This window comes from Streptomyces sp. NPDC104313, from assembly GCF_055583985.1.
Genome location: NZ_JBVJMW010000005.1, coordinates 443,283 through 468,565, shown reverse-complemented (window position 1 = coordinate 468,565; position 25,283 = coordinate 443,283). Strand labels below are relative to the sequence as shown.

The 25,283-nt window shown below is 72.7% G+C and carries 18 protein-coding genes and 1 pseudogene; 9 read left to right on the top strand and 10 right to left on the bottom strand.

Features of this window, described 5'->3' with window-relative positions; genetic code table 11:
• Window positions 1-124: 124 nt before the first annotated feature.
• From eccE to ACZ60Q_RS15545, 9 genes are all read left to right on the top strand, one after another.
• A complete protein-coding gene (gene eccE, locus ACZ60Q_RS15585) occupies window positions 125-1,480 on the top strand; it encodes a type VII secretion protein EccE (RefSeq protein WP_469633758.1) in 1,356 nt (451 codons plus the stop codon).
• Window positions 1,477-2,187 (top strand): hypothetical protein, encoded by a 711-nt coding sequence (locus ACZ60Q_RS15580; protein WP_398616145.1) that lies wholly within the window; start codon window positions 1,477-1,479, stop codon window positions 2,185-2,187. The genes eccE and ACZ60Q_RS15580 overlap by 4 nt, the downstream gene beginning before the upstream one ends.
• An 86-nt stretch (window positions 2,188-2,273) precedes the next feature.
• Window positions 2,274-2,507 carry a DUF397 domain-containing protein gene (locus ACZ60Q_RS15575; protein ID WP_469633755.1) on the top strand — a complete coding sequence of 78 codons (234 nt, stop codon included), beginning with the start codon at window positions 2,274-2,276 and terminating at the stop codon, window positions 2,505-2,507.
• 360 nt (window positions 2,508-2,867) lie between these two features.
• Entirely contained in the window at window positions 2,868-5,954 is a 3,087-nt protein-coding gene (locus ACZ60Q_RS15570; protein WP_469633752.1) for an SCO5717 family growth-regulating ATPase, read from the top strand.
• Window positions 5,955-6,161: 207 nt separating this feature from the next.
• Window positions 6,162-8,039, top strand: a complete 1,878-nt coding sequence (locus tag ACZ60Q_RS15565) for an ABC transporter substrate-binding protein (protein WP_469633750.1) — start codon at window positions 6,162-6,164, stop codon at window positions 8,037-8,039.
• Between the two features lie 3 nt (window positions 8,040-8,042).
• Entirely contained in the window at window positions 8,043-9,134 is a 1,092-nt protein-coding gene (locus tag ACZ60Q_RS15560) for an ABC transporter permease (protein WP_469633747.1), read from the top strand.
• Entirely contained in the window at window positions 9,131-10,108 is a 978-nt protein-coding gene (locus tag ACZ60Q_RS15555; RefSeq protein WP_469633744.1) for an ABC transporter permease, read from the top strand. The genes ACZ60Q_RS15560 and ACZ60Q_RS15555 overlap by 4 nt, the downstream gene beginning before the upstream one ends.
• The gene (locus ACZ60Q_RS15550; RefSeq protein ID WP_469633741.1) at window positions 10,105-11,187 is read left to right on the top strand and encodes an ABC transporter ATP-binding protein; all 1,083 of its coding nucleotides are present in this window, start codon (window positions 10,105-10,107) and stop codon (window positions 11,185-11,187) included. The genes ACZ60Q_RS15555 and ACZ60Q_RS15550 overlap by 4 nt, the downstream gene beginning before the upstream one ends.
• Entirely contained in the window at window positions 11,184-12,251 is a 1,068-nt protein-coding gene (locus ACZ60Q_RS15545; protein ID WP_469633738.1) for an oligopeptide/dipeptide ABC transporter ATP-binding protein, read from the top strand. The genes ACZ60Q_RS15550 and ACZ60Q_RS15545 overlap by 4 nt, the downstream gene beginning before the upstream one ends.
• Window positions 12,252-12,364: 113 nt before the next feature.
• Here ACZ60Q_RS15545 and ACZ60Q_RS15540 read toward each other — a convergent pair.
• The 10 genes and pseudogenes from ACZ60Q_RS15540 to nusA all read right to left on the bottom strand — a co-directional run.
• A pseudogene (locus tag ACZ60Q_RS15540) lies at window positions 12,365-12,559 on the bottom strand (dihydrofolate reductase family protein); the annotation flags it as partial.
• A gap of 72 nt (window positions 12,560-12,631) precedes the next feature.
• Window positions 12,632-13,744 carry an XdhC family protein gene (locus tag ACZ60Q_RS15535; RefSeq protein ID WP_469633736.1) on the bottom strand — a complete coding sequence of 371 codons (1,113 nt, stop codon included), beginning with the start codon at window positions 13,742-13,744 and terminating at the stop codon, window positions 12,632-12,634.
• Window positions 13,745-13,793: 49 nt separating this feature from the next.
• A complete protein-coding gene (locus ACZ60Q_RS15530; RefSeq protein WP_469633733.1) occupies window positions 13,794-14,750 on the bottom strand; it encodes a bifunctional riboflavin kinase/FAD synthetase in 957 nt (318 codons plus the stop codon).
• A 43-nt stretch (window positions 14,751-14,793) separates the two neighbouring features.
• Complete coding sequence (locus ACZ60Q_RS15525; RefSeq protein WP_469633730.1) at window positions 14,794-18,354, bottom strand: trypsin-like peptidase domain-containing protein; 3,561 nt, start codon at window positions 18,352-18,354, stop codon at window positions 14,794-14,796.
• 262 nt (window positions 18,355-18,616) lie between these two features.
• Window positions 18,617-19,516, bottom strand: coding sequence for a tRNA pseudouridine(55) synthase TruB (truB, locus tag ACZ60Q_RS15520; protein WP_469633727.1), 900 nt, complete (start codon window positions 19,514-19,516; stop codon window positions 18,617-18,619).
• A complete protein-coding gene (rbfA, locus tag ACZ60Q_RS15515) occupies window positions 19,513-19,995 on the bottom strand; it encodes a 30S ribosome-binding factor RbfA (RefSeq protein ID WP_469633724.1) in 483 nt (160 codons plus the stop codon). Before rbfA ends, truB begins: the two co-directional genes overlap by 4 nt.
• A gap of 36 nt (window positions 19,996-20,031) precedes the next feature.
• Entirely contained in the window at window positions 20,032-20,325 is a 294-nt protein-coding gene (locus ACZ60Q_RS15510; protein ID WP_469633721.1) for a DUF503 domain-containing protein, read from the bottom strand.
• Between the two features lie 198 nt (window positions 20,326-20,523).
• Window positions 20,524-23,700 carry a translation initiation factor IF-2 gene (gene infB, locus ACZ60Q_RS15505; protein ID WP_469633719.1) on the bottom strand — a complete coding sequence of 1,059 codons (3,177 nt, stop codon included), beginning with the start codon at window positions 23,698-23,700 and terminating at the stop codon, window positions 20,524-20,526.
• A gap of 149 nt (window positions 23,701-23,849) precedes the next feature.
• A complete protein-coding gene (locus tag ACZ60Q_RS15500) occupies window positions 23,850-24,128 on the bottom strand; it encodes a YlxR family protein (protein ID WP_469633716.1) in 279 nt (92 codons plus the stop codon).
• Window positions 24,129-24,241: 113 nt separating this feature from the next.
• Window positions 24,242-25,282: a transcription termination factor NusA gene (gene nusA / locus ACZ60Q_RS15495; protein WP_007452815.1), complete on the bottom strand. Its 1,041-nt coding sequence runs from the start codon at window positions 25,280-25,282 to the stop codon at window positions 24,242-24,244.
• Between the last annotated feature and the right edge of the window lies 1 nt (window position 25,283).

Sequence of the window (25,283 nt, the reverse complement as noted above, 5' to 3'; positions counted from 1 at the left end):
CGCTGCCGTACCGCGCCCCTACTATGCCTGCTGGGGCTCCGCTCCCTGTGCTCAGGTAGGGTGACGACCCGATCAACACCCGTGCAAAAAGCGGGGAATACGGACACGAGGGGGCAACGCGGCGATGGGTGCAGCTACGCGCGAGCGTACCGGGCGGGCCGGCCGTCGAACCTCCGGGACTTCCCGGAGGCAACGTAGCAACGAGTCGCCCGCGACGCCTCCCGCCCAGCCCTCCGGCACTCCCGGGCCGGACGCGCCCGCCGCGACGACGCTGCGTTCGATCTCCCGGACCGACCGGGTGCGCCCCGTGCTGCGGCAGATGGTGATCGTCGAGGTGGGCCTCGTGATCGCCGCCGTTGGCGCGGCGCTCGGTGGCGCCTGGTTGATCCCGTCGCTCGTGGTGCTCTGTCTGCTGGTCGCCCTCGCGGTGGTACGCCGACGGGGCCGCGCCCTCCAGGACTGGGTGTCGGGCGCCCTCGGGCTCCGGGCACGACGCCGGGCCGCCACCACGCCGCCCTCGGACGCGGAGCCGATGCTGGCGCCGGTCGCCGAGAACGTCCCCGGCTTCGGCCCGCAGGTGTACGTGGACCGGGCCCACCGGACGGTCGGCATGCTCGGCGACGGCACGTTCCTGACGGCCGTGGTGCGGGTGGAGGCGAGTGGCGAGTCGCTGAGGCCCGCGTTCGGCGCCCGGTCGCTCCCGCTGTCGCTGCTCGGCGACGCGCTCCAGGTGGACGACATCGTGCTGGAGTCGGCGCAGTTGGTCCAGCAGGTGCGGTGTGCGCCGGCCCCTCATCTGCCGCAGCAGTCGGTGGCCCGGCTCTCGTACGCTCCGTTGCAGGACCAGACCGGTGCACCCGCCCTGCGGATGACGTGGGTGGCGGTGAAGCTGGATCCCGAGCTGTGCCGTGAGGCCATCGAGGCGCGCGGCGGCGGGCTGGAGGGTGCGCAGCGCTGCCTGGTGCGGGTCGCGGACCATGTGGCGAGCCGGATCACGGGCGCCGGTTTCCAGGCCGCGGTGCTGGACCAGGACGAGTTGAACTCCGCCGTGGCCACCTCCGCGTGTGCCAACCCCATTCTGTCGGGGCGGGCGGGTCGGCCGGACGCCGCTCCGCAGCGGCGCACGATGGAGACGTCCCGGGTCTGGCGGTGCGACGACCGCTGGCACACCACGTACGCGGTGGACCGCTGGCCCGAGCTGGGCCGGGGCGCGACGCCGCTGCCGCAGTTGGTCGCGCTGCTGACGTCGGTTCCCGCGTACGCGACGACGTTCAGCCTGACGGTGCGCCGCGGGGTGCGTCAGGGGTCGACGAGCGTGGCGGGCCACGTACGGGTCACCGGCGGTTCGGACACCGAACTGATCGGTGTGAGAAGGACGTTGGAGCAGGCAGCCCGGCACGCCAAGGTGGGGCTGACACGACTGGACCGCGAGCAGTTGCCGGGCGTCCTGGCCACGCTCCCGCTGGGAGGCGCGCAGTGAGCAACCGGACCGAGCCCCGGCGCGGGCTGCGCGGCCCCCGTCACGCGGGTCACACCGTGGCCGCGGACCACCTGGGGGCGTTGTCCCTGCCGGTCGGCGACGATGGCGTGATCATCGGCAACGACGCGAACAACCGGCCGCAACTGATCGGTTTCCACCGCCCGGTGCCGTACGACGTCACGTTGATCGGGGGGCTGTGGACGGCACAGGTCCTGGCGCTGCGGGCGGCGGGCACCGGTGCCCGGGTGGCGGTCGAGACCGGTCGCGTCCAGGCCTGGACCACACTCGCTCAGGCGGCGGGCGCCGGGCTGGAGTGCGTGTCCCTGTACGACGTGGGCCGTGTTCCGCCGACGGGAGCGACCGTGGGCAGCCCCGTGGTCGTCGTGCGGGACTGCGGCATGCGCCCGCCGCGCGGCCGGGTGGTGTCCTCGCCGTGGCAGTCCGTGCTGACGCTGCTTCCTTATCTGAGCCCTGTCGCACCGCGGTTGATGCGGTCGTCCGCGCTGGTGGGCATCCAGCGGGTCTCACCCGGCGAGGCCGAGCAGATCGGCCGGATCCTGGGGTTGGCGCGCGCCGAGTACGAGGCGCTGCCCACACTGGCGGACGGTGTCACCCTCTGGGTGGCGGGGCGCGAACACCATTGGGTGATGACGAACGCGACGGACGCCGAGACCGGATTGCTGGGCACAGCTCGCCGGATGGACTGATTCCTGCACCGTTCGGCCCACGAACACCCCTCCCTCCGGGGAACATGGACCACGCACCGATTCCATTCGATCGAAGGGACGCCGTCATGGGCACCCAGCAGGAAAAGGACGAGCTCTACGCTCTCGACATCTCGGAGGTGGCGTGGCTCAGCGCGCCCGGCACCGAGGAGGCCGAGGAGCGGGTCGAGATCGCGCATCTGCCGGGCGGCGCCGTCGCCATGCGCTCCTCGCTGGACCCGGACACCGTCCTGCGGTACACGGAGGCGGAGTGGACGGCGTTCGTCCTGGGCGCTCGCGACGGTGAGTTCGACCTCACGTAGGTCCGGCGTCACGCGGGTCCGGCCCCGTGGAGACGCGGAGCGCCGCGAAGGATGGCGGCCGGAGTGGGCCTTTGCCCTTCGCCCTGTGGGCGTATGGCATGGATTGACCGTCTCGCCGCCCCCTTTCCATCGCACGTGGTTCACCGGGGTGTGACAGGTGGCCCGTGGGGCGGGGTCTGCCGTGCCCTACGCCCTGCCTGAGTTCACCGGATGGCGATTAGGGTGGGTGGGGCACGGCAGAGGAAACCTGCGAGCAGGTGATGCGCGTCGCAAGGGGGAGAGCCGGGCGTACCGGCACATCGGGAACGGTCGCCCCCACCCACCACGGCACAAGGGTGCTCGACCACACCAGGAGGCAAAGTGAACGGCGATCGGGACGAGATCCGCGGCGGATGGGACATGCCCGTCGACGAGTCGTCCGACGCGGATCCCGCCGAGATGACGGGTGAGTTCACCATCGACTACACCCCTCCCGCCTGGTACACGCAGAACGCGGCGGGGGACTCGTCGGGAGGGGCGGGCTCACACCTGGCGCCGCCTCCGCCGCCGGTCGGGGCACCCCTGTCCTCGCCCGACCTGTCGGCGACGCCCGGCGGCTTCGACCCCAACTGGGCGCCCGCGCCCGCGGCGCCTGCCGAGCCGGCCGTCCCCGTGGCTCCGGAGGCCCCGGTCTCCCCCGCCGTGCCGGAGGCCCCGCACGCACCGGCTCCGCACCCGCACACGCCGGGGCCGGACGCTTCCGCTCCGCAGCCGTACACACAAGCTCCGGATTCCCCGGCTCCGCACATACAGGCTCCGGACGTTCCGACCGCTCCTGCGGCCGACAGCGGGGTTGCCGGCCCGTTCGGCGGCGGCGGCGATGTGGAGAGCGGCGCGACGATGCGGTTCTCGCCCGCCACGCTCAAGCGGGAGATCGCGGAGCGCGAGGCGGAGGCCGCGGCCGGATCCACCGAAGGGACGGGTTCCGGGGCTGCCTCGGACAGCCTGTCAGGTGCCGGGGCGACGAACGACGGAAAGGCCGACGCCCTCGCCTCCGGTACGGACTCCGAGGACGCGTTCCCGTCCGGTACGCCATCCGAGCCGGCCGCCGCCCTTCCCGCACTCGCCGACACGAACTCCGAGGCCGTTCCGCGTACGGACGCGGGCTCCGCGGGTTCCGAGGAGGGCGGTGCGGCCGGAGCCGACACCGACGAGGCCTCGGGCCCCGGTGGCGCGCCCGCCCCGGACGGCGTTGCGGGCACGGGCGCGCAGGACGTCGTACCGCTGGGTGCGGGTCCCCAGGACGTCGCGCCGCAGGACGTGCCGCCTCCCGTCACCGAAGCCCCGCAGGTCGCCGCCGCACCGGTGCCGTGGTCGCCGCCCGCACAGGGCGGCGCGCTGCCGCCGCTGCCGCCCGCCTTCCAGCCGGCCGCTCCGGGGCCCTCCGCGCCGCAGCCCGCGGCGCAGTGGCCCGGTTCCGCCCCGGCCAACGAGGTGCCCGGCGGCTACGGCTTCCCGCAGACGGGACAACCGCCTCAGGCACCTCAAGCGCTTCAGCCTCCTCAGGCACCCCAGCAACCGCACCAGCAACAGCCGTTCCCCGGTCAGCCCGGCCCCGGCCTGCCGCTGCCGCCTCAGGCACACCCCCAGGCACACCACCAGGGCGCGGGCGGGTACGGTTTCCCGCCGCAGGGTGGCTACGGCTTCCCGCCGCCCAGCCACCCGGGTCAGCCCGGCCAAACGCCCGACGCGCCGCAGCCGCAGCCGCAGCCGCACGCGCCCTTCCCGGCCCAGGGCACCCCGAACCTCCCCGCCCCCGTCGCCCCGCAGCAGCCGGAGGCGTACGGACAGCAGCCCCAGCCCGCCCAGGCCCAGCCGCAACAACCGCCTGTCGATCCTCGTACGGGCGGAGCCTGGCCCACCCCGGTAGCGCATGACCAGCGCGAGCGGTCGGTGCCCGGTGCCCCGCTCGGGTACACGGCGGCCGTCGAGCTCTCCTCCGACCGGCTGGTGCGGGGCAAGCAGAAGGCCAAGAGCAGCCGTAACCCCTCCGCCGCCTCCAGGTTCAAGCTCGGCGGCAAGAAGGAGGAGGCCGAGCGGCTGCGCAAGCTGGAGCTGATCCGCACCCCGGTGCTGTCCTGCTACCGGATCGCCGTCATCAGCCTCAAGGGCGGTGTCGGCAAGACCACCACGACGACCGCGCTGGGTTCGACGCTGGCCACCGAGCGGCAGGACAAGATCCTCGCCATCGACGCCAACCCGGACGCCGGCACGCTGGGCCGGCGGGTGCGCCGCGAGACCGGGGCGACCATCCGCGACCTGGTGCAGGCGATCCCGTACCTCAACTCGTACATGGACATCCGGCGGTTCACCTCGCAGGCGCCCTCCGGTCTGGAGATCATCGCCAACGACGTGGACCCGGCGGTCTCCACGGCGTTCAACGACGAGGACTACCGGCGCGCGATCGAGGTACTCGGCAAGCAGTACCCGATCATCCTCACCGACTCGGGCACCGGGCTGCTCTACAGCGCGATGCGTGGGGTGCTCGACCTCGCCGACCAGCTGATCATCATCTCGACGCCCTCGGTCGACGGCGCTTCCAGCGCGTCGACGACGCTGGACTGGCTCTCGGCGCACGGCTACGCCGATCTGGTGCGGCGTTCACTCACCGTCATCTCCGGCGTCCGCGAGACCGGCAAGATGATCAAGGTGGACGATATCGTCCAGCACTTCGAGACGCGCTGCCGCGGAGTCGTGGTCGTACCGTTCGACGAGCACCTGGCGGCGGGCGCCGAGGTCGACCTCGACATGATGCGGCCCAAGACCCGTGAGGCGTACTTCCACCTCTCGGCGCTGGTGGCCGAGGACTTCGCGCGGGCCCAGCAGCAGCAGGGGCTGTGGACGGGGGACGGCCAGAACCCGCCGCCGCAGTTCGCCCCGCCCATGCCGGGACAGCAGGGCTACCCGGCGCCGGGACAGCCGATGCCGGGACAGCAGGGCGGCCCCGGTCAGCCCGCTCCCGGATATCAGGTCCCAGGCCAGCAGATCCCGGGCCAGCAGCCGTACGCACCGCAGCAGCCCGGCCCCGGCCAGCCCTACCCGCAGCAACAGCCGCAGTACCCCGGGCACCCTCAGCAGGGACAGCAGGGACAGCAGGGACAGCAGCAGCCGTACGCCCAGCAGCCCTACGGGGGACAGCCGCCGTACGGGGGATATCAGGCGGCCGGTCAGCCGGGTGGCCCCTACCCTCCGCAGGCGGCGCCGGGCGGATCGCAGAACGGGTGGCTCCAGGCGCCTCCCCCACAGGCCGGACCGGGTGCGCCCGGGGCCGGCCCGCCGCAGCAGGCGCAGCCGGAGCAGCAGGACGCGCAGGCCAACCCGGCAGGCCGGCCCGAGTTGCCGGGTCCGGTGCCTCCCGCCGGCTGGCAGCAGCCGCCTCCGCAGCCGCCGTCGGCGCCTCGGCAGTAGGCCGGACGTGGTGGAGACCAATGAGGGCCGGTGAAGGGCCCGCACCGCTCGCGCGGTGCGGGCCCTTCCGCTATTCCCGCAGCCCACACGCTGTTTGACTGACCGTTGACGAGCCTCGACCACCGCTGATAGACCTTCGCTTCACCAACTGGCGAACCAGAGATCTGCCCGCCTTCTTCAGCGAGTGATGACGCGAGGTCCCCGTCCATGGTCACTAGAGTTCCCCACCACTCCTCCCGGCCACGCCGACGCCTGCGCCTCCTGCCGGCCTCCGGCGCGGCCGCCCTGGCACTCACCGCCGGGTCCGTCGTGCCCGGAAACCTGCTCGCGCCCGCCCCCTCCGAGGCCCGCGCCGACGACGGGAGGACGACGCTCACGGTCGCCGTCGCGCAGAGCGTCGACTCGCTCAGCCCGTTCCTGGCGCAGCGGCTGCTCAGCACGAGCGTCCTCCGGCTGATGTATGACTTCCTCACCAACTACGACCCCAAGGACAACAAGGCCGTCCCCGGCCTCGCCACCGCGTGGGAGCCCTCCGCGGACAAGCTGACGTGGACGTACACGATCCGCTCGGACTCGAAGTGGTCCGACGGGCAGCGGGCCACCGCCGAGGACGCGGCCTGGACGTTCAACAAGATGATGACGGACGAGGCCGCCGCGACCTCCAACGGCAGCTTCGTGGGAAACTTCGAGAAGGTGACCGCGCCCAGCGAGGACAAGCTGGTCATCAAGCTCAAGGAGCCGCAGGCCACGATGGCCGCGCTCGATGTGCCGATCGTCCCGAAGCACCTCTGGGAGAAGGTCGGCGACTTCTCGAAGTTCAACAACGACAAGGAGTTCCCCATCGTGGGGAACGGTCCGTTCATCGTGACGGACTACAAGGTCGACAGCTTTGTGAAGCTGAAGGCCAACAAGGACTTCTGGCGCGGGTCCCCCAAGTTCGACGAGCTGGTCTTCCGCTACTACAAGGACCAGGACGCGGCCGTGGCCGCCCTGCGCAAGGGAGAGGTGTCCTTCGTCGCGGGCAGCCCCAGCCTGACCCCCGCCCAGTCGGCCTCGCTGGAGAACGCTCCGGACATCAAGGTGAACGACGCCCCGGGCCGCCGCTTCTTCGCACTCGCCGTCAACCCCGGAGCGCGGACCAAGGACGGGCAGAAGTTCGGCGACGGGCACCCGGCGCTGCTGGACCAGAAGGTGCGGCACGCGCTGTTCATGGCGGTCGACCGCAGGACCATCATCGACAAGGTCTTCCAGGGCCACGCCGTCGAGGGCGAGGGTTACATCCCGCCGCGCTTCGGCGACTACTTCTGGAAGCCGTCGGCCGACCAGAAGCTCGCCTACGACCCGGGGAAGGCCGCGGACCTGCTGGACGAGGCCGGGTACAAGAAGAACAGCGCGGGCAAGCGCGTCGGCAAGGACGGCAAGCCGCTCGACTTCCGCATCCTCTGCCACGCCACCGACCCCAACGACAAGGCGATCGGCAAGTACCTCCAGGAGTGGTGGGGCGAGCAGGGCATCGGGCTGAAGGTCGACTGCCTCGACAACGTTTCCGACCCCTGGTACGCAGGTGAGTACGACCTCGCCTTCGACGGCTGGTCCGTCAACCCCGACCCCGACTTCGTCCTGTCGATCCACACCTGCGGCGCACTGCCGGCCAAGGCGAAGGAGACGGCCGCGACCGACAACTTCATCTGCGACAAGCAGTACGACGAGCTCTACAAGAAGCAACTGGCGGAGTACGACCCCGCCAAGCGGGCGGATCTGGTCAAGCAACTGGAGTCGCGACTGTACGACACCGGGTACATGAACGTCATGGCGTACCCGAATGCCGTCGAGGCCTATCGCACCGACCACATCGAGTCCATCACCACCATGCCGTCGGCCGCGGGCAACATCTACGGCCAGGACGGCTACTGGAGCTGGTGGTCGGCGGTCCCGGCCGCCGGAGCCTCCTCGTCCGGTTCCTCCGACTCAGGTGGCTCCTCCACCGGGGTGCTCATCGGGGTCGGGATCGCCGTCGTCGTCCTCGCCGGTGGCGGACTCCTGTTCGCCATGCGTCGCCGCTCCACCGCGGAAGACCGTGAATAGTCCATGAGCTCAGACAGCACTCCCGCCCTGCTGAAGGGCGCGGCGGGCGTGGAGAGCACCGAATCCGGCGGCCCGGCTCCGGCCGGGCCGTCGGCCCGCTCCCCACGCTCCCGCTCCACCGCCGCCTACGCCCGCTACGCGGCGGGCAAGCTCGCCGGGGCGGCCGTCTCCCTCTTCGCCGTCCTCGTCACCAGCTTCTTCCTCTTCCGGCTGATCCCCGGCGACCCGGTCAAGCAGATGACCGGTGGCCGCCAGGTGTCGACCGAACAGATCGCGGCGATGCGCCGCGAGTTCGGGCTCGACCTGCCGCTGTGGCAGCAGTTCACCCAGTACTGCGGCAAGGCGCTGACCGGCGACTTCGGTACGTCGTACCAGTTCCGCGCACCGGTCGTCGACAAGATCGCCGAGGCGCTGCCCGCCACCCTGCTGCTGACCGGCACCGCCTTCGTGATCTACACCCTGCTCGGCATCTGGCTGGGCGCCCGCTCCGCGTGGCGTAACGGTTCTGCCGGGGACCGGGCCAACACCGCGTTCGCGCTGACGCTGTACTCGGTGCCCTCGTTCTGGCTCGGTCTGCTGCTCATCATCACCCTGTCGGTGGGCATCGGCCCGATCCCCGGCCTCTTCCCGACCGGCGGCATGGAGTCCGGGAACACCGAGGGCTTCGACCGGGTGCTGGACATCGCCCACCACCTGGTGCTGCCCGTCATCACGCTCGTCGCCGTGGAGTACGCGCGCACCCTGCTGGTGATGCGCTCCTCGCTGCTGGACGAGATGGGCGGCGACTATCTGACGACCGCCCGGGCCAAGGGGCTGCGCGACGACCTCGTACGCCGGAGGCACGCCGTACCGAACGCGATGCTGCCGACCGTGACGCTGCTCTTCGTGAACCTCGGCACGACGGTCGCCGGGGCGATCCTGGTGGAGACGGTGTTCTCCTGGCCGGGGCTCGGCGGACTCTTCTACCAGGCGCTGAGCGTGCCCGACCTGCCGTTGGTGCAGGCGCTGTTCTTCGTGTTCGCCGCCGCGGTGATCCTGATGAACACGCTGGCCGATGTGATCTATCCGCTGCTCGATCCCCGGGTGGGCCGATGACGACGTCGATGCAGAAGCCCGAGCCGCGCGAGCCGGACACCGGGAAGCCCTCCGAACAGCCGGAGAGGGATGCGGCGCCCGTACAGGACCCGCGCGCCCTCACCCGCGCCCGGCGTCGGCAGGCGGTGCTCCGCTTCTGGCGGCAGTACCGCACACACCGCGCCGGTCTCGTCGGACTCGCCGTGCTCGCGGTGATCGCCCTGCTCGCGGTGACCGCCCCGCTGCTGGTGGGTGCCGACTCGCAGAGCGTGACCGATGCCCCGGGCGGGCCGATGGAGGCGCCGAGCGGTGAGTTCCCGCTCGGGACCGACCAGTTCGGCCGCAGCCTGCTGGCCCTGATGCTCTGGGGCACCCGGGTCTCTCTGACGGTCGGCCTGCTCGCCGCCTTCCTGTCCGTGGCGATCGGCACCCTCATCGGGATCACCGCGGGCCACTTCAAGGGCTGGTACGCCACCGTCATCATGCGGGTCACCGACTGGTTCCTGGTGATGCCGACCCTGGTGCTGGCCATCGCCCTGGCGACCGTCCTGTCCCGGTCGGTCTGGACGACGATCCTGGCGATCGGCGTGACGACCTGGCCGACGACCGCCCGCCTGGTGCGCGCCCAGACTCTGTCGGTCGAGTCCCGCCCGTACATCGAACGCTCGCGGGCGCTCGGCGGGGGACACAGGCACATCATGTCCCGCCATGTGCTGCCCAATGTGATGCCGCTCGTGCTGGCCCAGACCACGCTCGTGATCTCCACCGCCATCCTCACCGAGGCGACCCTCGCCTTCCTCGGGCTCAGCGATCCCACGATCGTCTCCTGGGGCGGTCTGCTCCAGGACGCCCGCGAGGCCGGCGCGGTCAGCTCCGGCAACTGGTCGTACCTCGCTCCGCCCGGACTCGCCATCGCCGTGGTCGCCCTCGCCTTCACGCTGTGCGGCCGCGCCATCGAGTCCGTGCTCAACCCCAAGCTGGGGGTGTCCCGTTGACCGCCACGACCATGACCACCACACCGGACCCGGACCCGGACCCGGCCGGCTCCCCCGACCCGACGAGGCCCACCGCCGATCCGCCGCTCCTTCAGGTGCGGAACCTGACCGTCACCTACGGGAGCGGGGCCGACGCCGTCCCCGCCGTACGGGGTGTCGATCTGCGGGTCGAGGCCGGGCAGAAGCTCGGCATCGCCGGGGAGTCCGGGTGCGGCAAGTCGACGCTCGCCCTCGCGCTGCTGCGGCTGCTTCCCCCGACGGCCACACTGTCCGGCGAGATCCTGCTCGACGGCGAGGACGTCCTGACCATGAAGTGGGGGCGGCTGCGGGCGGTGCGCTGGGCGGGCGCGTCGATCGTCTTCCAGGGCGCGATGCACTCGCTGAACGCCGTGCACCGGGTCGGGGACCAGATCGCCGAACCGATCCTGCTCCACAGCAGGGCCACCCCCGCCGCCGCCCGCAAGCGGGCCGGCGAGCTGCTGGAGCAGGTGGGGCTGCCCGCCGCCCGCGCCCAGGCCTACCCGCACGAGCTGTCGGGCGGTCAGCGTCAGCGCGTGATGATCGCCATGGCGCTGGCCTGCGACCCGCGGCTGATCGTCGCGGACGAGCCGACCACCGCCCTCGATGTGATGATCCAGGCGCAGATCCTGCGGCTGATCGAGGCGCTCGTCGCGGACCAGGGCGTCGGACTGATCATGATCAGCCACGACCTGGCGGTGCTCGCCGACACCTGTGACCGGCTCTCGGTGATGTACGCGGGCCGGGTCGTCGAGGAGGGCCCCGCCCGGCAGGTGTACACGTCCGCCCGCCACCCGTACGGCAAGGCGCTGTCCGCCGCGTTCCCGAGGATCGGGGACCTCTCCTCCCGGCACGCCCCGCGCGGCCTGCCGGGAGACCCGCCGGACCCCTCGGCGCTGCCGGGCGGCTGCCCCTTCCATCCGCGCTGCCCGGTGGCGCTCGACACCTGCGCCACCGAGGACCAAGAGCTGCGGGACGCCGGGGTCGAGCGCCGGGCGGCCTGCGTCCTGGTCGACGCGCCCGCTCCCGCCGGGGCCGACGACACGAGGAGCACGACATGAGCACCGCCCCTCCCGCCGACGCCGCTGTTCCGGTCGACAGCCCTCCGGCCGGCGCCGCCCCCCTGCTCAGCGCCGAGAGGCTGAAGGTCGCCTTTCCCGGCCGACGCGGGGCCGCCACCGCCCGCGCCGTCGACGGCGTCGACCTCGACATCCGGCCCGGCGAGATCGTCGCACTGGTAGGCGAGTCCGGCTGCGGCAAGACGACGCTCGCCCGTTCCCTGCTCGGCCTGGTCCCGCCCACCTCGGGCCGGGTCACCTTCGGCGGCGCACCGCTCGCCTCCACGGGCCGGGCGCTGAAGGCGTACCGCAAGCGCGTGCAGTTGGTCCTCCAGGACCCGAGCGGTTCGCTCAACCCCCGGCACACGGTGTACGACGCGGTGGCCGAGGGGCTGCGCATCCACGGATACGCCGGGGATGAGCGGGCTGCCGTCTCCGGGGCCCTGTCCCGGGCCGGGCTGCGGCCGCCGGAACGATTCTTCCTGCGCTTTCCGCACGAGCTGTCGGGCGGACAGCGCCAGCGCGTCGTGATCGCCGGGGCGCTGGTGCTGGAGCCGGAGCTGATCGTGGCCGACGAACCGGTGGCCTCGCTGGACGCGTCGGTACGGGGCGAGATCCTGGCGCTGCTGCTGCGCCTGCGGGACGAGCTGGGGCTCTCTGCACTGGTCGTCACCCACGATCTGGGGCTCGCTTGGAACATCGCGGACCGGGTGGCGGTGATGTATCTGGGCCGGATCGTCGAGACGGGCCCGGTCGAGCAGCTGCTCACGGCTCCTCAACACCCGTACACCCGGGCCCTGCTGTCCGTGCTCCCGGAGGCGGAGGGCGAACCGGTCGTGCTGGCCGGGGAGCCGCCTGACCCCTCGAAAGTGCCCGGCGGCTGCCGGTTCCACGTCCGCTGCCAGGTGCTGGCCTCGGGCGAGGCGGAGCGGGCGGGGGTGGCGAAGGCGTGCCGGACGGTGGACCTGCCGGTGCTGAACGGCGGCGGGGAGACCCAGGTGGCGTGCCACTGGGCGGCGGCGCGCGGCGGGGAGGACCGGGGCGGGCCCGTCGAGGCACCCGCCTGAGGCGGGCGCTGTTCAGCGGGTCCGGTAGTGGGCGTGGATCCTCTTCATCACCACGAGTGCGGTGGGCGGCGGCAAGCGGTTCTTCCCCGACGGCGTGCGCCTCGACCTCGAACCGGTCGAGGAGTACACCCTCGCCAGTGGGCTGTCTCGTACATGCGCCGGCCGTAGAGGTACGTGCCGACGGGGCGGAAGAGGTCGCCGACGAAGGTGTGCGCCTCCGGATCCTCGGCCCCGGTGCCAAGACCGCCCTCCGCCGCCTCGGCGTAGCCGTCGAGCGAGGTGGTCATCGAGTGGATGAGCTTGGCCATGGGGTTCTTCCGGTGACGAACGCCTCGGTCTGCGGGTGCTTTCGGGGTGATGACCTCCGGACGGCCCGGAACTCACCGGTCCCGGTGGATCGCCCCCGTCGATTCGCCGAGCGGGCGGCCCGTGCCGCCCCAGCGGTGCTGGATGATCTCGGCGGCGATGGAGACGGCCGTCTCCTCCGGCGTACGGGCTCCGAGGTCGAGGCCCACGGGTGAGGCGAGGCGCGCGAGGTGCGCCGCGTCCACCCCGGCCGCACGCAGCCGGGCCAGCCGGTCGCGGTGGGTGCGGCGGCTGCCCATCACCCCGATGTACGCGGCGGGCGTGCGCAGGGCCGCGACGAGCAGGGGCACGTCGAACCTGGGGTCGTGGGTGAGCACGCAGATCGCGGTGCGGGCGTCGACCTCGGTGGACTCCAGGTAGGTGTGCGGCCAGGCGCGGACGACCTCGTCCGCCGTGGGGAAGCGCTCCCGGGTGGCGAAGGCGGGGCGGGCGTCGCAGACGGTGACCCGGTAGCCGAGGAACGAGCCGATGCGGGCGGTGGCCGCCGCGTGGTCGATCGCGCCGAAGACGAGCATGCGGGGCGGCGGGGCGTACGTCCGGACGAAGACGGCGACCTCCTGCATCCGGCGCTGGCCGTGCGCCCCGTACCACTGGATCCCGGTGTGTCCCTGGGCCAGCAGCCCCCGGGCGTCGTCGGTGACGGCGGCGTCCAGCCCTTCGACCCCGAGCGTGCCGGTGGTGGGCCCGGTTCCGGCGGGCCGGACGATCAGGCGGGCCCCGGTCTCCGCCGCGCCGGACAGGATCGTGGCCTCGGCGACCGGCCGGCCGGCGGCGATCAGGTCCAGCACGGCCGCGAGATCCTCGCGTTCGGCGGCGGTCGCGTAGGCACGCACCAGGACCTCGATCGTGCCGCCGCAGGTCAGTCCCACGCCGAACGCCTCGTCGTCGCTGATCCCGTACGACACCACGCGCGGGTCGGCCCCGGCGAGCACTTCGCGGGCGACCTCGTACACATCGCCTTCGACACAGCCTCCGGAAACGCTGCCGAGCACCGTCCCCGCCGCGTCGACGGCCAGCACGGCCCCGGGGTCGCGGGGTGCGCTGCCGTGCACGGCGACGACGGTCGCCAAGGCGAAGGGGATACCGTCGGAGCACCGGGCACGGAGGTCGGGCAGGATGTCGCGCACCCTGCCAGCATCCGTCGTCCCCGGGCGCGGCGCACGAGGAGACGCGGTGTCAGTGGGCGCGGGCGTACGCGGCGGTCAGCTCGCTGGAGCGCTTCACGTCGGCGGCCATGGCGACCAGGAGGTCGTCGATCGAGTCGAACTTCAGCATGCCCCGGACGTAGGCGAGGAAGTCGACGGCCACGTGGAGCCCGTACAGGTCCAGGTCGACGCGGTCGATGGCGTACGCCTCGACGGTTCGCTCGGTCGCGTCGAACTGCGGGTTCGTGCCGACCGAGATCGCGGCGGGCATCGACTCGCCTGCCACCTCCAGCCAGCCGGCGTAGACGCCGTCGGCGGGGACCGCGGTGTGCGGCAGGGTCTCGACGTTGGCCGTCGGGAAGCCCAGCTCCCGGCCGCGCTGCGCGCCGCGCACGACGATGCCCTCGACCCGGTGCGGGCGGCCGAGGATCTCGGCGGCCCCGGCGACATCGCCCTCGGCGATCAGCCGGCGGGTGAGCGTGGAGGAGAACGGCTGTCCGCCGCCCGCCTCGCCGGTGACGTACAGGTCGATGACCTCGACGGTGTAGTCGTAGGTGGCGCCCAGCTCGGTCAGGAGCGTGACGTTCCCCGCGGCCTTGTGTCCGAAGCGGAAGTTGGGGCCCTCGATGACGGCCTTGGCGTGCAGCCGGTCGACAAGGACCTTCGCGATGAACTCGGCGGGCGACAGCTGGGAGAACTCGGCGGTGAACGGCAGGATCAGCAGGGCGTCCACGCCCAGCTCGGCCATCAGCTCGGCACGGCGGTGGTGCGGGGCGAGCAGCGGCGGGTGGCTGCCGGGGCGGACGACCTCGCTGGGGTGCGGGTCGAAGGTGACGACGACGGATGGAATGCCCAGCTCACGGGCGCGCTTGACGGCCCGGCCGATGATCAGCTGGTGTCCGCGGTGCACGCCGTCGTAGGAGCCGATGGTGACGACGCTGCGCCCCCAGTCCTGGGGGATGTCCTCCAAGCCACGCCAGCGCTGCACTGTGACCGCTCCTCGCCCGAACCTGTGTACGTGTGTATGTCGATTACGCAGGTCTAAGACTGCCATGCTCACGTCCTGCGGCCTGCATCGGCATCGACATCGACGGACGTGATGTCTCCAACGCCTCGACCGTGCGCCGGGCGCTCGGGCCCACGACCGCCGCCCACTCCTGGGGGGCGTCTGCCAGCCAGCGGGTGACGAGGGCGGCGAATCCGGGCACGTCGCGGGCGAGTCCGACCAGTCCCCGGTCGAAGCGGGCGGCGCCTTCGGGGGTGCGGACCAACAGCATCCCGGTGCGGTGGACGAGCGCGCGGGTGCGGATCTCCGGGCGGCGCTCCGAGCCCTCGGCGGCGGCCCGCAGCAGGGCCTCCAACACATCCGGGTCCCGTCCGGTGACCTGCTCGAACTCCAGCAGGACCTCCAGCAGCTCGGCCCGCAGCGGCCTGGACTCGGCGCTCCCGGCCCCGGCGAGGACCCCGGCGAGCGCGGCGCGCACCGGTGGCGGTGCGGGGCGGTCCCGCAGCAGCCCGGTCACCAGCGGCAGGAGAAGTGCCCGCGCGGCGGGACCGTGCTCCAGGCGGAGGTCGACGTACTCGGCGGCGTGCGTGCCGTCCTCGGGATGGGCGTCGATGTACTCCCGTACGAGTCCGGCGACGTGCAGCGCGAGCGCGGGCGTGTCGAGTCCGGCCAGCGCACGCAGCACCGCTCCGCCGCCGTCCCCGGGGCGGGCGAGGCGGGCGCGAAGGGCGGCGAGGACCGCTTCCTGGTGGGTGGGGAACACCTCGGCGAGCAGCTCGACGGGCAGCCGGGGGTCTCCGGCGGCGAACGCGCGCAGCGCCCCCGGGAGATGGTGCTTCCCGGCCGCCGGATCGCGGACGAGGAGGGTGAGGGCGGCGGTGTGCAGGGCGGCGTCCTCGGGGCGGTCCAGCAGCACGAGAGCGGCGGAGCTCAGCAGGGCCCGGTCGCCGTCGGCGGTGACCCGCTGCTGGAGGAGTCCGGCGTAGCGGGCGGCGGCGGAGCGGCGGGCCGGGCGGTCCTCGTCGCGGGCCCAGCGTTCCACGGCCCGGCAGAGCGCGGTGGGCTCGTCCTCGGCGAGGGCGAGCAGCAGCTCCCCGGCGCGCTGGTGCGGGGTGGCGATCAGCGCGTCGGTCAGGTCGTCGATGGCGAGCTCGCGGCGGGCGTACAGCAGGGCCTGCGCGGCGGCGGCGACCGTGGGGCGCAGCGGAACGTCCGGGGCGTCGGGGGCGTCGGGGCCCACGAGCAGCGGGCGTTCGTCGGTGAACCAGCGGCACAGCAGCGGTTGCACGGCCGGGGCGTCGCGGGCGAGGCGGCGGGCGACGGCGTCCAGATAGCGTTCGTCGCCCTCGGTGCGGGGCAGTCCGTCGGCGGGCACCAAGCGGCGGAGCAGGTCGATCCGGTCTTCCTCGGGCAGCCGCAGCCGCCGCCAGAACCAGGGCCCGAACTCCCCGTACGCCCCAAGGTCCCCGGGTCCTTCGGGAGCTGCGGAGCGGCGGGTGATACGTCCGGCGAGAACCCGCAGGACGCCGAGATGGGGGCGGGCGTCGGGCACCCGCAGCAGGCTGCCGGCCAGCAGGTGGGCCGCCCACCAGGCGGCGTCCTCGTCGCGTGGGCCCTCGTCGGTCCACAGCCGGTCCAGCGCCTCGATCAGGTCGGCCATCCGGTGCGCGAGCGCGGACGTGCCCTGGCGGCGGCCGAGGAGCACCATCGCCTGGATCACCGGTCCGATGCGGTGCCGGGGCACGGGCAGGCTGCGGGGTTCGCCGACGGTGCGGGGGTGCGGCGCCCGGCCTTGGCCACCGCTCCCCCGGTGCCAGCGGTGCACCAGGGAGCGCAGGGCGGCGTCCAGGTCGAGGTGGGCGCCCTGCACCCAGTCGCCGAGCTCCTCGTGGGCGAAGCGGTAGCCGGCCCCGGCGGGGACGAGGAGGTTCTCGGTGAGGACGGCGGAGGCCCAGCCGGTACGCCAGGGGAAGAGCTCCTCGAACGCCGCCCGGTCCAGCTCGCCCTGGCCCGGACCCAGACAGCGGCGGGCCGCCTCGTGGACCTGACCGGCCACCTTGGCGGCGAGCCGGCGCACGGCGGTGCCGCGGGGCTGTTCGTCCGCGGCGGCCGCGATCCGGACCGCGACGCGCACGCAGAGCAGGTCGAGGTGGGCGCCGAAGACGTCCTCGGTGTCGGGGCGGCCCGGTACGCCGGACGGCAGTGCGGCACGGACCTCGGCGAGGAGCCTCAGGGTGAGCGGATGCCGGTCGTGGCCGGGGGCGAGGGCGGCGGGCGGGATGCCGTAGGCCTCCTTGGCCCGCTCGGCCTGCTCGGGTGTGAGGTCGCCCAGGCGCAGGGCGGGCGGGAGCCTGCGGGCGGGGCGGTGCGGGCGGTGCAGAGCGCCCGGCGGGTAGAGGCCGCCCGCGGTCTCCCAGTGCTCGGGTCGGCAGGCCACGACGAGCCGGACGCCCTGCTCGCGCAGCCAGACGACGGTGCCGGCCGTCCAGTCGGCGAGCCGGTGGGCCAGCAGCGGCGGCATCTCCTCGGGGCCGTCGAGGACCACCAGGAGCGGCTGCCCGGCATTGGCGGTGAGCCGGGCGACGCGCTGCGGGGTGGCCGTGCTCATGTCGCCGCGGGCGCCCGCGGCGGTGACGATCCGGGCGGCGCGGGTGAGGGCCCGGCTCGCGGCGTCCGCGACCGAGGTGTCCTCGGCCAGCAGGTCCGCGCCGCGCAGCCAGAGCGTGGGAGCGGGCGCGTCGCCGTCGGCGCGGCGGGCGGCGTGGGCGGTCAGCTCGGTGGTGCGGCCGGTGCCGGGCGCTCCGACGAGACCGAGGACCAGGCCCGTACCGGCGGCGAAGGCGGCGAAGGCGGCGTGCACGTCGGCGCGCTCGACGGGGGCGGTGCGGGCTCGCGGGCCGTCCGCCGAGCCGACGGAGGTGGCGGTGAGCTGGAGGGCTCCGGCGAGGTTGAGGTCGGGGCCGTAGGCGGGGGCGGCGGTGGCGTTGCGGCGGAGCAGGGCGTCCAGCGCCTCGTCCGCGCCCCGGGGGATCGGGAGCGCGAGGCCGGCCGCCTCGTGCGGGGCCGTGAGGGCGGTGCAGAGGATCCCGACGACCGCGCCGGTGGCCGGGTCGGTGACGGGCCCGCCGATGGCGGCGCCACCGGAGCGCAGGGCGTCGCGGCCGTCGGTGCCGAGGGCCAGTTCCAGGGCGGCGGGGACCGGGTGGCCGACGCCGTCCGGTGCGGTGCAGATGGCGGGGGTGGTGCCGAGCACCCGGGCCTCACGCCGTCCGTGGGCGGCGATGTCCACGTAGCCGCCGGGTTCGGCGCGGTCGCGTCCGGCGATGGGCAGGGGCTCCGCGTCGAGGGCGTCGGGGCCGCCGGTGCTCAGGAGGGCGAGGCCGAGGGCGGGGAGCGCGGTGATGTCGTCGGGGGCGACGGTGCGGGTGCGGCCGTCGGTGCCGTGGAGGAGGAGCGGGCCCGGGGAGGTCACGGCCTGATGGGCGGTGACGACCGTGCCGCGGTCGTCCGCGACGAATCCTGTCCCTCGCGGCCGGCCGGCCTGATCACAGATTCCTACCAGCTTCGACCGGTCCCCACTGCCCATGGTGCGACGTTAGGCCGCCGGTGATCCCCGGGAGCGCGCGGAGGGGGAAGGCGCCCCCCACGCCCCCGGCATTCGCTCCGAGCGCCCGTCCAATGGGGTGAATAAGCGTGTCCCCCGGGGAGCAGGGATGGTGCCGGGGAGGGGAGCGTGGAGCGGGCACCGGGTGGGGCATGGGTGCCCGCTCCACGCATGACCCGCCGAAGCGTCTGCCCCGAGCGTGGGGGGCGGCACGGACGCGGGATGCGACAGGCGCGGGTACGGCTCAGGCGAAGACGGCGAGGCTCTTGGCCTTGCCCTTCTCCTCCTCGACGAGCACGAGGAACGAGCCGTCGGGCCCGAAGACCGCGACCGGCCCCGGCGGATGGGCGGGCATGTCCAGCCGTACGCCGTTGAGGAGCAGTTTGGCGCGCTTCTCGTCCACGTCCCAGCGGGGGAACGCGGAGGCGGCCGCCTCGGCGACCGGCATCACCGTCAGCTCCTCCTGGTGCTGATCGATCGTCCGGGCCGCGTCCAGTCCGTACGGTCCGACCCGGGTGCGGCGCAGCGCGGTCAGGTGGCCGCCGACGCCGAGCCCGGCACCGAGGTCGCGGGCGATGGCGCGGATGTAGGTCCCCGAGGAGCAGACGACGGAGACGACCAGGTCGAGGACGGGGGTGCCGTCCTCGGCGACGGCCTCGCGGACGTCGTAGACGCGGAAGGAGGAGACGGTCACCGGACGGGCCGGGATCTCGAACTCCTCGCCGCCGCGCACCCGCGCGTAGGACCGCTTGCCGTCGATCTTGATGGCGCTGACCTTGGACGGGACCTGCATGATCCGGCCGGTCAGGGCGGCCACGCCGGCGTCGATGCCCTCGCGGGTCACGGCGGAGGCGTCGGTGGAGGAGGTGATCTCGCCCTCGGCGTCGTCGGTGACGGTGTCCTGGCCGAGCCGGATCGTGCCGAGGTACTCCTTCTCGGTCAGGGCGAGGTGGCCCAGCAGCTTGGTGGCCCGCTGGACCCCGAGCACGAGGACGCCGGTCGCCATCGGGTCCAGCGTCCCGGCGTGGCCGACGCGCCGGGTGCGGGCGATGCCGCGCATCTTGGCGACGACGTCGTGCGAAGTGAAGCCGGACGGCTTGTCGACGATGACAAGGCCGTCCGGCGTGGTGGTCTGCTCGGTCATGCGGAGGCCGGGCCCTCGTTCTTCTCGGAGGATCCTTCGGTCCCGGTCTCCTCGTCCTCGTCCTCGGGCTTGCGGTACGGGTCGGCGTCGCCGGCGTAACTCGCGCCCGTGGAGACCTGGCGCACCTCCGCGTCCTTGGTCCGCGCCTTGTCGAGGAGGTCCTCGATGGTGCGGGCGTTGTCCGGGAGGGCGTCCGGGACGAAGGCCAGGCTAGGCGTGAACCTGACCCCGGTCTGCCGGCCGACCTCGGTACGGAGGACGCCCTTGGCGCTCTCCAGCGCCGCGGCGGATGCCGCGCGCTCCTCGTCGTCGCCGTAGACCGTGTAGAAGACCGTGGCCTCCCGCAGGTCGCCGGTGACCCGGGCGTCCGTGATCGTCACGAAGCCCAGCCTCGGATCCTTGATTCGCCGGTCCAGGGTCTCCGCGACCACGACCTGGATGCGATCGGCCAGCTTGCGGGCCCGCGCGTTGTCGGTCACCGGTCCGTCACTCTTCCTTCTGATTTCGCTCGACTGTCAGTCTTCGTCACTGTGCAGCCGCCGTCTCACCGACAGCAGCTCCACCTCGGGGCGTCCTGCGACCAGCCGTTCGCAGCGGTCCAGCACGTCCGTGAGGTGTCCGGTGTCACCGGAGACCACGGCAAGGCCGATCTCGGCCCTGCGGTGGAGATTCTGTCCGCCGGTCTCGGCCACGCTCACCGCGTACCTGCGCTGGAGCTCGGCGACGATCGGGCGGACGACGGAACGCTTCTCCTTCAACGACCGTACGTCGCCGAGGAGCAGATCGAAGGACAGGGTCCCCACATACATGTGTGTCCGGATGTCCCGCCGGTTCGGGTTCGTGCCCCGCCAGAGCTTGCCGGGGACATCAGAACCGTACCGGAACGGCCGGGGCCGATCGACGGAAATACGACCCGTCGACCGGCCCCGACCGTGGTGGAGGGGGGCCGGGAGTGAACTCCCGGACCCCTTCCGTATCCCAGCGGATCCTTGCGGACCCGAGGTGGATCAGCCTCGCGGCTTCTCGCGCATCTCGTACGTCGCGATGACGTCGTCGATCTTGATGTCGTTGAAGTTTCCGAGGTTGATACCGCCCTCGTAGCCTTCGCGGATCTCGGTGACGTCGTCCTTGAAGCGGCGCAGACCGGAGATGTTGAGGCTCTCCGCGATGACCTTGCCATCGCGCAGCAGGCGCGCCTTGGTGTTGCGCTTGACCTCGCCGGAGCGGACCAGCACACCGGCGATGTTGCCCAGCTTGGACGAGCGGAAGATCTCGCGGATCTCCGCCGTGCCGAGCTCGACCTCTTCGTACTCCGGCTTGAGCATGCCCTTGAGGGCCGCTTCGATCTCTTCGATCGCCTGGTAGATGACCGAGTAGTACCGGACGTCCACGCCCTCGCGCTCGGCCATCTGCTCGGCACGCCCTGCGGCGCGCACGTTGAAGCCGATCACGATGGCGTCGGAGCCGGTCGCCAGGTTGATGTCCGACTCGGTGACCGCACCCACACCGCGGTGCAGGATCCGGATGTCGACCTCTTCACCGACGTCGAGCTGGAGCAGCGAGGACTCGAGAGCCTCCACCGAACCGGACGCGTCGCCCTTGATGATGAGGTTGAGCTCCTGGACGAGACCGGCCTTGAGCGCCTCGTCCAGGTTCTCCAGGGAGAACCGGACGCCCTTGCGGGCGAAGTTGGCGTTGCGCTCACGAGCGGCACGCTTCTCGGCGATCTGACGGGCCGTACGGTCCTCGTCGACGACCAGGAGGTTGTCGCCGGCACCCGGGACGTTGGTGAGACCCAGGACCAGGACGGGGGTCGACGGACCCGCTTCCTGGACGTTCTGACCGTTGTCGTCGAGCATCGCCCGGACACGGCCGTACGCGTCGCCGACGACCACCGTGTCACCGATACGCAGCGTTCCGCGCTGGACCAGGACGGTCGAGACGGCACCGCGACCGCGGTCGAGGTGGGACTCGATCGCAATACCCTGCGCGTCCTGCTCCGGGTTGGCCCGCAGGTCGAGCGAGGCGTCGGCGGTGAGGACGACGGCCTCCAGAAGAGCCTCGATGTTGAGGCCCTGCTTGGCGGAGATGTCGACGAACATCGTGTCGCCGCCGTACTCCTCGGCCACCAGACCGAACTCGGTGAGCTGACCGCGCACCTTGGTCGGGTCGGCACCCTCGACGTCGATCTTGTTGACCGCGACCACGATCGGCACATCGGCCGCCTTGGCGTGGTTCAGCGCCTCGATCGTCTGGGGCATCACACCGTCGTTCGCCGCCACCACGAGGATCGCGATGTCGGTGGACTTCGCACCACGTGCACGCATGGCGGTGAACGCCTCGTGACCCGGGGTGTCGATGAAGGTGATACGGCGGTCCTCGCCGTTGACCTCCGCGCCGACCTGGTAGGCACCGATGTGCTGCGTGATGCCACCGGCCTCGCCCGCGACGACGTTCGTCTTGCGGATCGCGTCCAGCAGTCGGGTCTTACCGTGGTCGACGTGACCCATGACGGTCACGACCGGCGGACGCGAGACCAGGGCCTCTTCGCCGCCCTCGTCCTCGCCGAACTCGATGTCGAAGGACTCGAGCAGCTCGCGGTCCTCCTCCTCGGGACTGACGATCTCGAGGACGAAGTTCATCTCCTCCGCGAGCATCCGCAACGTGTCGTCCGGAACGGACTGCGTGGCGGTGACCATCTCGCCGAGGTTCATCATCACGCCGACGAGCGAGGCCGGGTTCGCGTTGATCTTCTCCGCGAAGTCCGTGAGGGACGCACCGCGGGACAGCCGCACAGCCTGCCCGTTGCCGCGGGGCAGCATGACGCCGCCCACCGACGGGGCCTGCATGGACTCGTACTCCTGGCGCCTCTGCCGCTTCGACTTGCGGCCACGACGCGCGGGACCACCGGGACGGCCGAACGCACCCTGTGTGCCACCACGGGCACCGGGGCCGCCGGGACGCCCACCGAAGCCGGGACGACCGCCGAAGCCGCCGCCACCGCCACCGGGACGACCGGCACCGCCGCCGCCACCACCGGGACCGGCCGGACGGCCGGCGAAGCCGCCGCCACCGCCGCCGGGACGACCGGCGAAGCCGCCGCCGCCACCGGGACGACCGCCGCCACCACCGGCACCGCCGGGACGACCGCCGCCACCACCGGGACCACGGCCACCGCCGGGGCCACCGCCGGGGCGCGGGCCCGCGGCGGGACGCTGCGGCATCATGCCCGGGTTCGGACGGTTACCGGCGGGACCGCCGCCGGGACGCGGGGCCTGCGGGCGGGGCATGCCGCCCGGAGTGGGACGGGCACCGCCCTGACCCTGACCGCCCTGGGGACGCGGGGCACCGCCGGGACCACTGCCCTGGGGACGCGGGGCACCGGGGCGCTCCGAGCCGCCACCGGGGCGCGGGGCACCGCCGGGACGGGGCGCCGAGGGGCGCGCCATGCCGGTGGAACCGCCGGAGGTGAAGGGGTTGTTGCCCGGACGGGGACCGGCCGGACGGGTGCCGCCGGGGCGCGGGGCGCCCTGGCCCGCGGGACGTGCGGGGCGGTCGCCGCCACGCTCGCCACCACGGCCGCCGTCGCGCTGGCCGCTGTCGCGCTGGCCGCTGTCGCGCTGACCACCGTCACGGCCGCCGTCGCGCTGGCCGCCGGCCTGAGCCGGACGGGCGGGTGCGGGACGGGGACCCGGGGTGGCACCCGCGGGACGCGGGGCCTGGGGCTGCTGCGGGGCAGCCGGCTGGGCCGGCTCCGGAGCCGAGAACTCGGCGGCCGGGACCGGGGTCACCGGGGCCGCCTTCGGCGCGGGCTTCGGGCCCGGACGGGGGCCCGCCGACGGCACCAAGGGCGCTGCCGGGGTGCTGCTGGGGGTCTCGGCCTCGGCGGCCGGCTTGGGAGCCGGTGCGCCGGGCTTCGGGGCCCCGGGACGTGCCGCAGCTGCCGGGGAGGGCGCTGCGGGCTTCACGGGCGCCGCCTTGCGGGGCGCACCGGGCTTGGCAGCGGACTTGCCGGCGTTGCCGCCGGGCCCCTGCAGTGCGTCGGTCAACTTGCGTACAACCGGCGCCTCGATCGTCGAGGACGCCGAACGGACGAACTCACCGAGTTCTTGGAGCTTGGCCATGACGACCTTGCTCTCGACGCCGAACTCCTTGGCGAGTTCGTATACCCGGACCTTAGCCACTTCGCTCCTTTTAGGTCCGGGTTACCGCCGGACCGTCGCTACTTCATGGGCGTACTCATCGCGTACTCATCGAGTGCTCATCGCAATCTCGACCTACTTCCAACTCGCGAGGTACCTGACCGCACGGAGACCCGTGCCGTTCACTTTTCTTACGGTGCAACCCGCTCGACGAACCGCGTCAGTGCCGCGGTGTCGAACGGCCCCTTGGCCTTGAAGGCCCGGGGGAACGCCCGGCGGCGAACCGCCAGGTCGAGACAGACAGGGACGGGGTGCACGTAAGCACCCCGGCCGGGCAGCGTACCGCGTGGATCAGGGGCGCAGGCGCCCTCGTCCACCACGATGCGCAGCAGCTCGCTCTTGGCCGCCCGCTCCCGGCATCCCACACAGGTTCGCTCGGGGCAAGCGCGGGCTAGCGTCCGGCCAGACACGTTTAAGTCTACCTCCCCGTACCGACCTCGCCGCTTTGGGGCAAAAATCGAACGGATGTTGTCGTGATCTCAGCGGCGTACCACCAAGATCTATTCCCTGGAGCCGCTCCGGGTCAACGCCTTTCCGAGCGCTCCCGGGCCCGCTCGGCCCGCTCGCGGTCGGCGTTCTCGCGCTCCTCGTCCGTCTCGGTGTCCGGGCGGATGTCGATGCGCCAGCCGGTCAGACGGGCGGCGAGGCGGGCGTTCTGGCCCTCCTTGCCGATCGCCAGCGACAGCTGGTAGTCCGGCACGGTGACGCGGGCGGAGCGGGCGCCGAGGTCGACGACCTCGACCTTGCTCACCCGGGCGGGCGAGAGGGCGTTGGCGACCATCTCGGCCGGGTCGTCCGACCAGTCCACGATGTCGATCTTCTCGCCGTGCAGCTCGGCCATGACATTGCGCACACGGCTGCCCATCGGGCCGATGCAGGCGCCCTTGGGGTTCAGGCCGGCGCGGGTGGAGCGCACCGCGATCTTGGTGCGGTGACCGGCCTCGCGTGCGATGGCCTCGATGACCACCGAGCCGTCCGCGATCTCCGGGACCTCCAGCGCGAAGAGCTTCTTCACCAGGTTCGGGTGGGTACGCGAGAGCGTCACCGACGGACCCCGGACGCCCTTGGCGACTCGTACGACATACGTACGAAGTCGCAGGCCGTGCACGTACTCCTCGCCCGGGACCTGCTCCTGGACCGGCAGCATGGCTTCCATCTTGCCGATGTCGACCAGGACGTTCTTGGGGTCCTTGCCCTGCTGGACGACGCCCGTGACGACATCGCCCTCATGGCCCGCGTACTCCCCGAAGGTGCGGTCGTCCTCGGCGTCGCGCAGCCGTTGCAGGATGACCTGCTTGGCGGTGGTCGCGGCGATCCGGCCGAAGCCGGACGGGGTGTCGTCGAACTCCTTGGGCTCCTGGCCCTCTTCGAGGTCGGCCGGATCCTCCTTGGCCCACACCGTGACGTGACCGTTCGCGTCGAGCTCCACGCGCGCCCGGCGGTGGCTGCCGTCGGTGCGGTGGTACGCGATGAGGAGGGCCGACTCGATCGCCCCGACGAGCACGTCGAAGGGGATCTCCTTGTCCTGCGCCAAGCCCTTCAGAAGCTTCACATCGATGTCCACG

What these genes read in the sequence shown, in the direction of transcription:
- eccE (WP_469633758.1), top strand. Translation starts at nt 125, where the DNA reads ATGGGTGCAGCTACGCGCGAGCGTACCGGGCGGGCCGGCCGTCGAACC.
- ACZ60Q_RS15560 (WP_469633747.1), top strand. Translation starts at nt 8,043, where the DNA reads ATGAGCTCAGACAGCACTCCCGCCCTGCTGAAGGGCGCGGCGGGCGTG.
- ACZ60Q_RS15575 (WP_469633755.1), top strand. Translation starts at nt 2,274, where the DNA reads ATGGGCACCCAGCAGGAAAAGGACGAGCTCTACGCTCTCGACATCTCG.
- ACZ60Q_RS15525 (WP_469633730.1), bottom strand. Translation starts at nt 18,354, where the DNA reads ATGGGCAGTGGGGACCGGTCGAAGCTGGTAGGAATCTGTGATCAGGCC.
- ACZ60Q_RS15510 (WP_469633721.1), bottom strand. Translation starts at nt 20,325, where the DNA reads ATGTATGTGGGGACCCTGTCCTTCGATCTGCTCCTCGGCGACGTACGG.
- ACZ60Q_RS15555 (WP_469633744.1), top strand. Translation starts at nt 9,131, where the DNA reads ATGACGACGTCGATGCAGAAGCCCGAGCCGCGCGAGCCGGACACCGGG.
- ACZ60Q_RS15565 (WP_469633750.1), top strand. Translation starts at nt 6,162, where the DNA reads ATGGTCACTAGAGTTCCCCACCACTCCTCCCGGCCACGCCGACGCCTG.
- ACZ60Q_RS15545 (WP_469633738.1), top strand. Translation starts at nt 11,184, where the DNA reads ATGAGCACCGCCCCTCCCGCCGACGCCGCTGTTCCGGTCGACAGCCCT.
- truB (WP_469633727.1), bottom strand. Translation starts at nt 19,516, where the DNA reads ATGACCGAGCAGACCACCACGCCGGACGGCCTTGTCATCGTCGACAAG.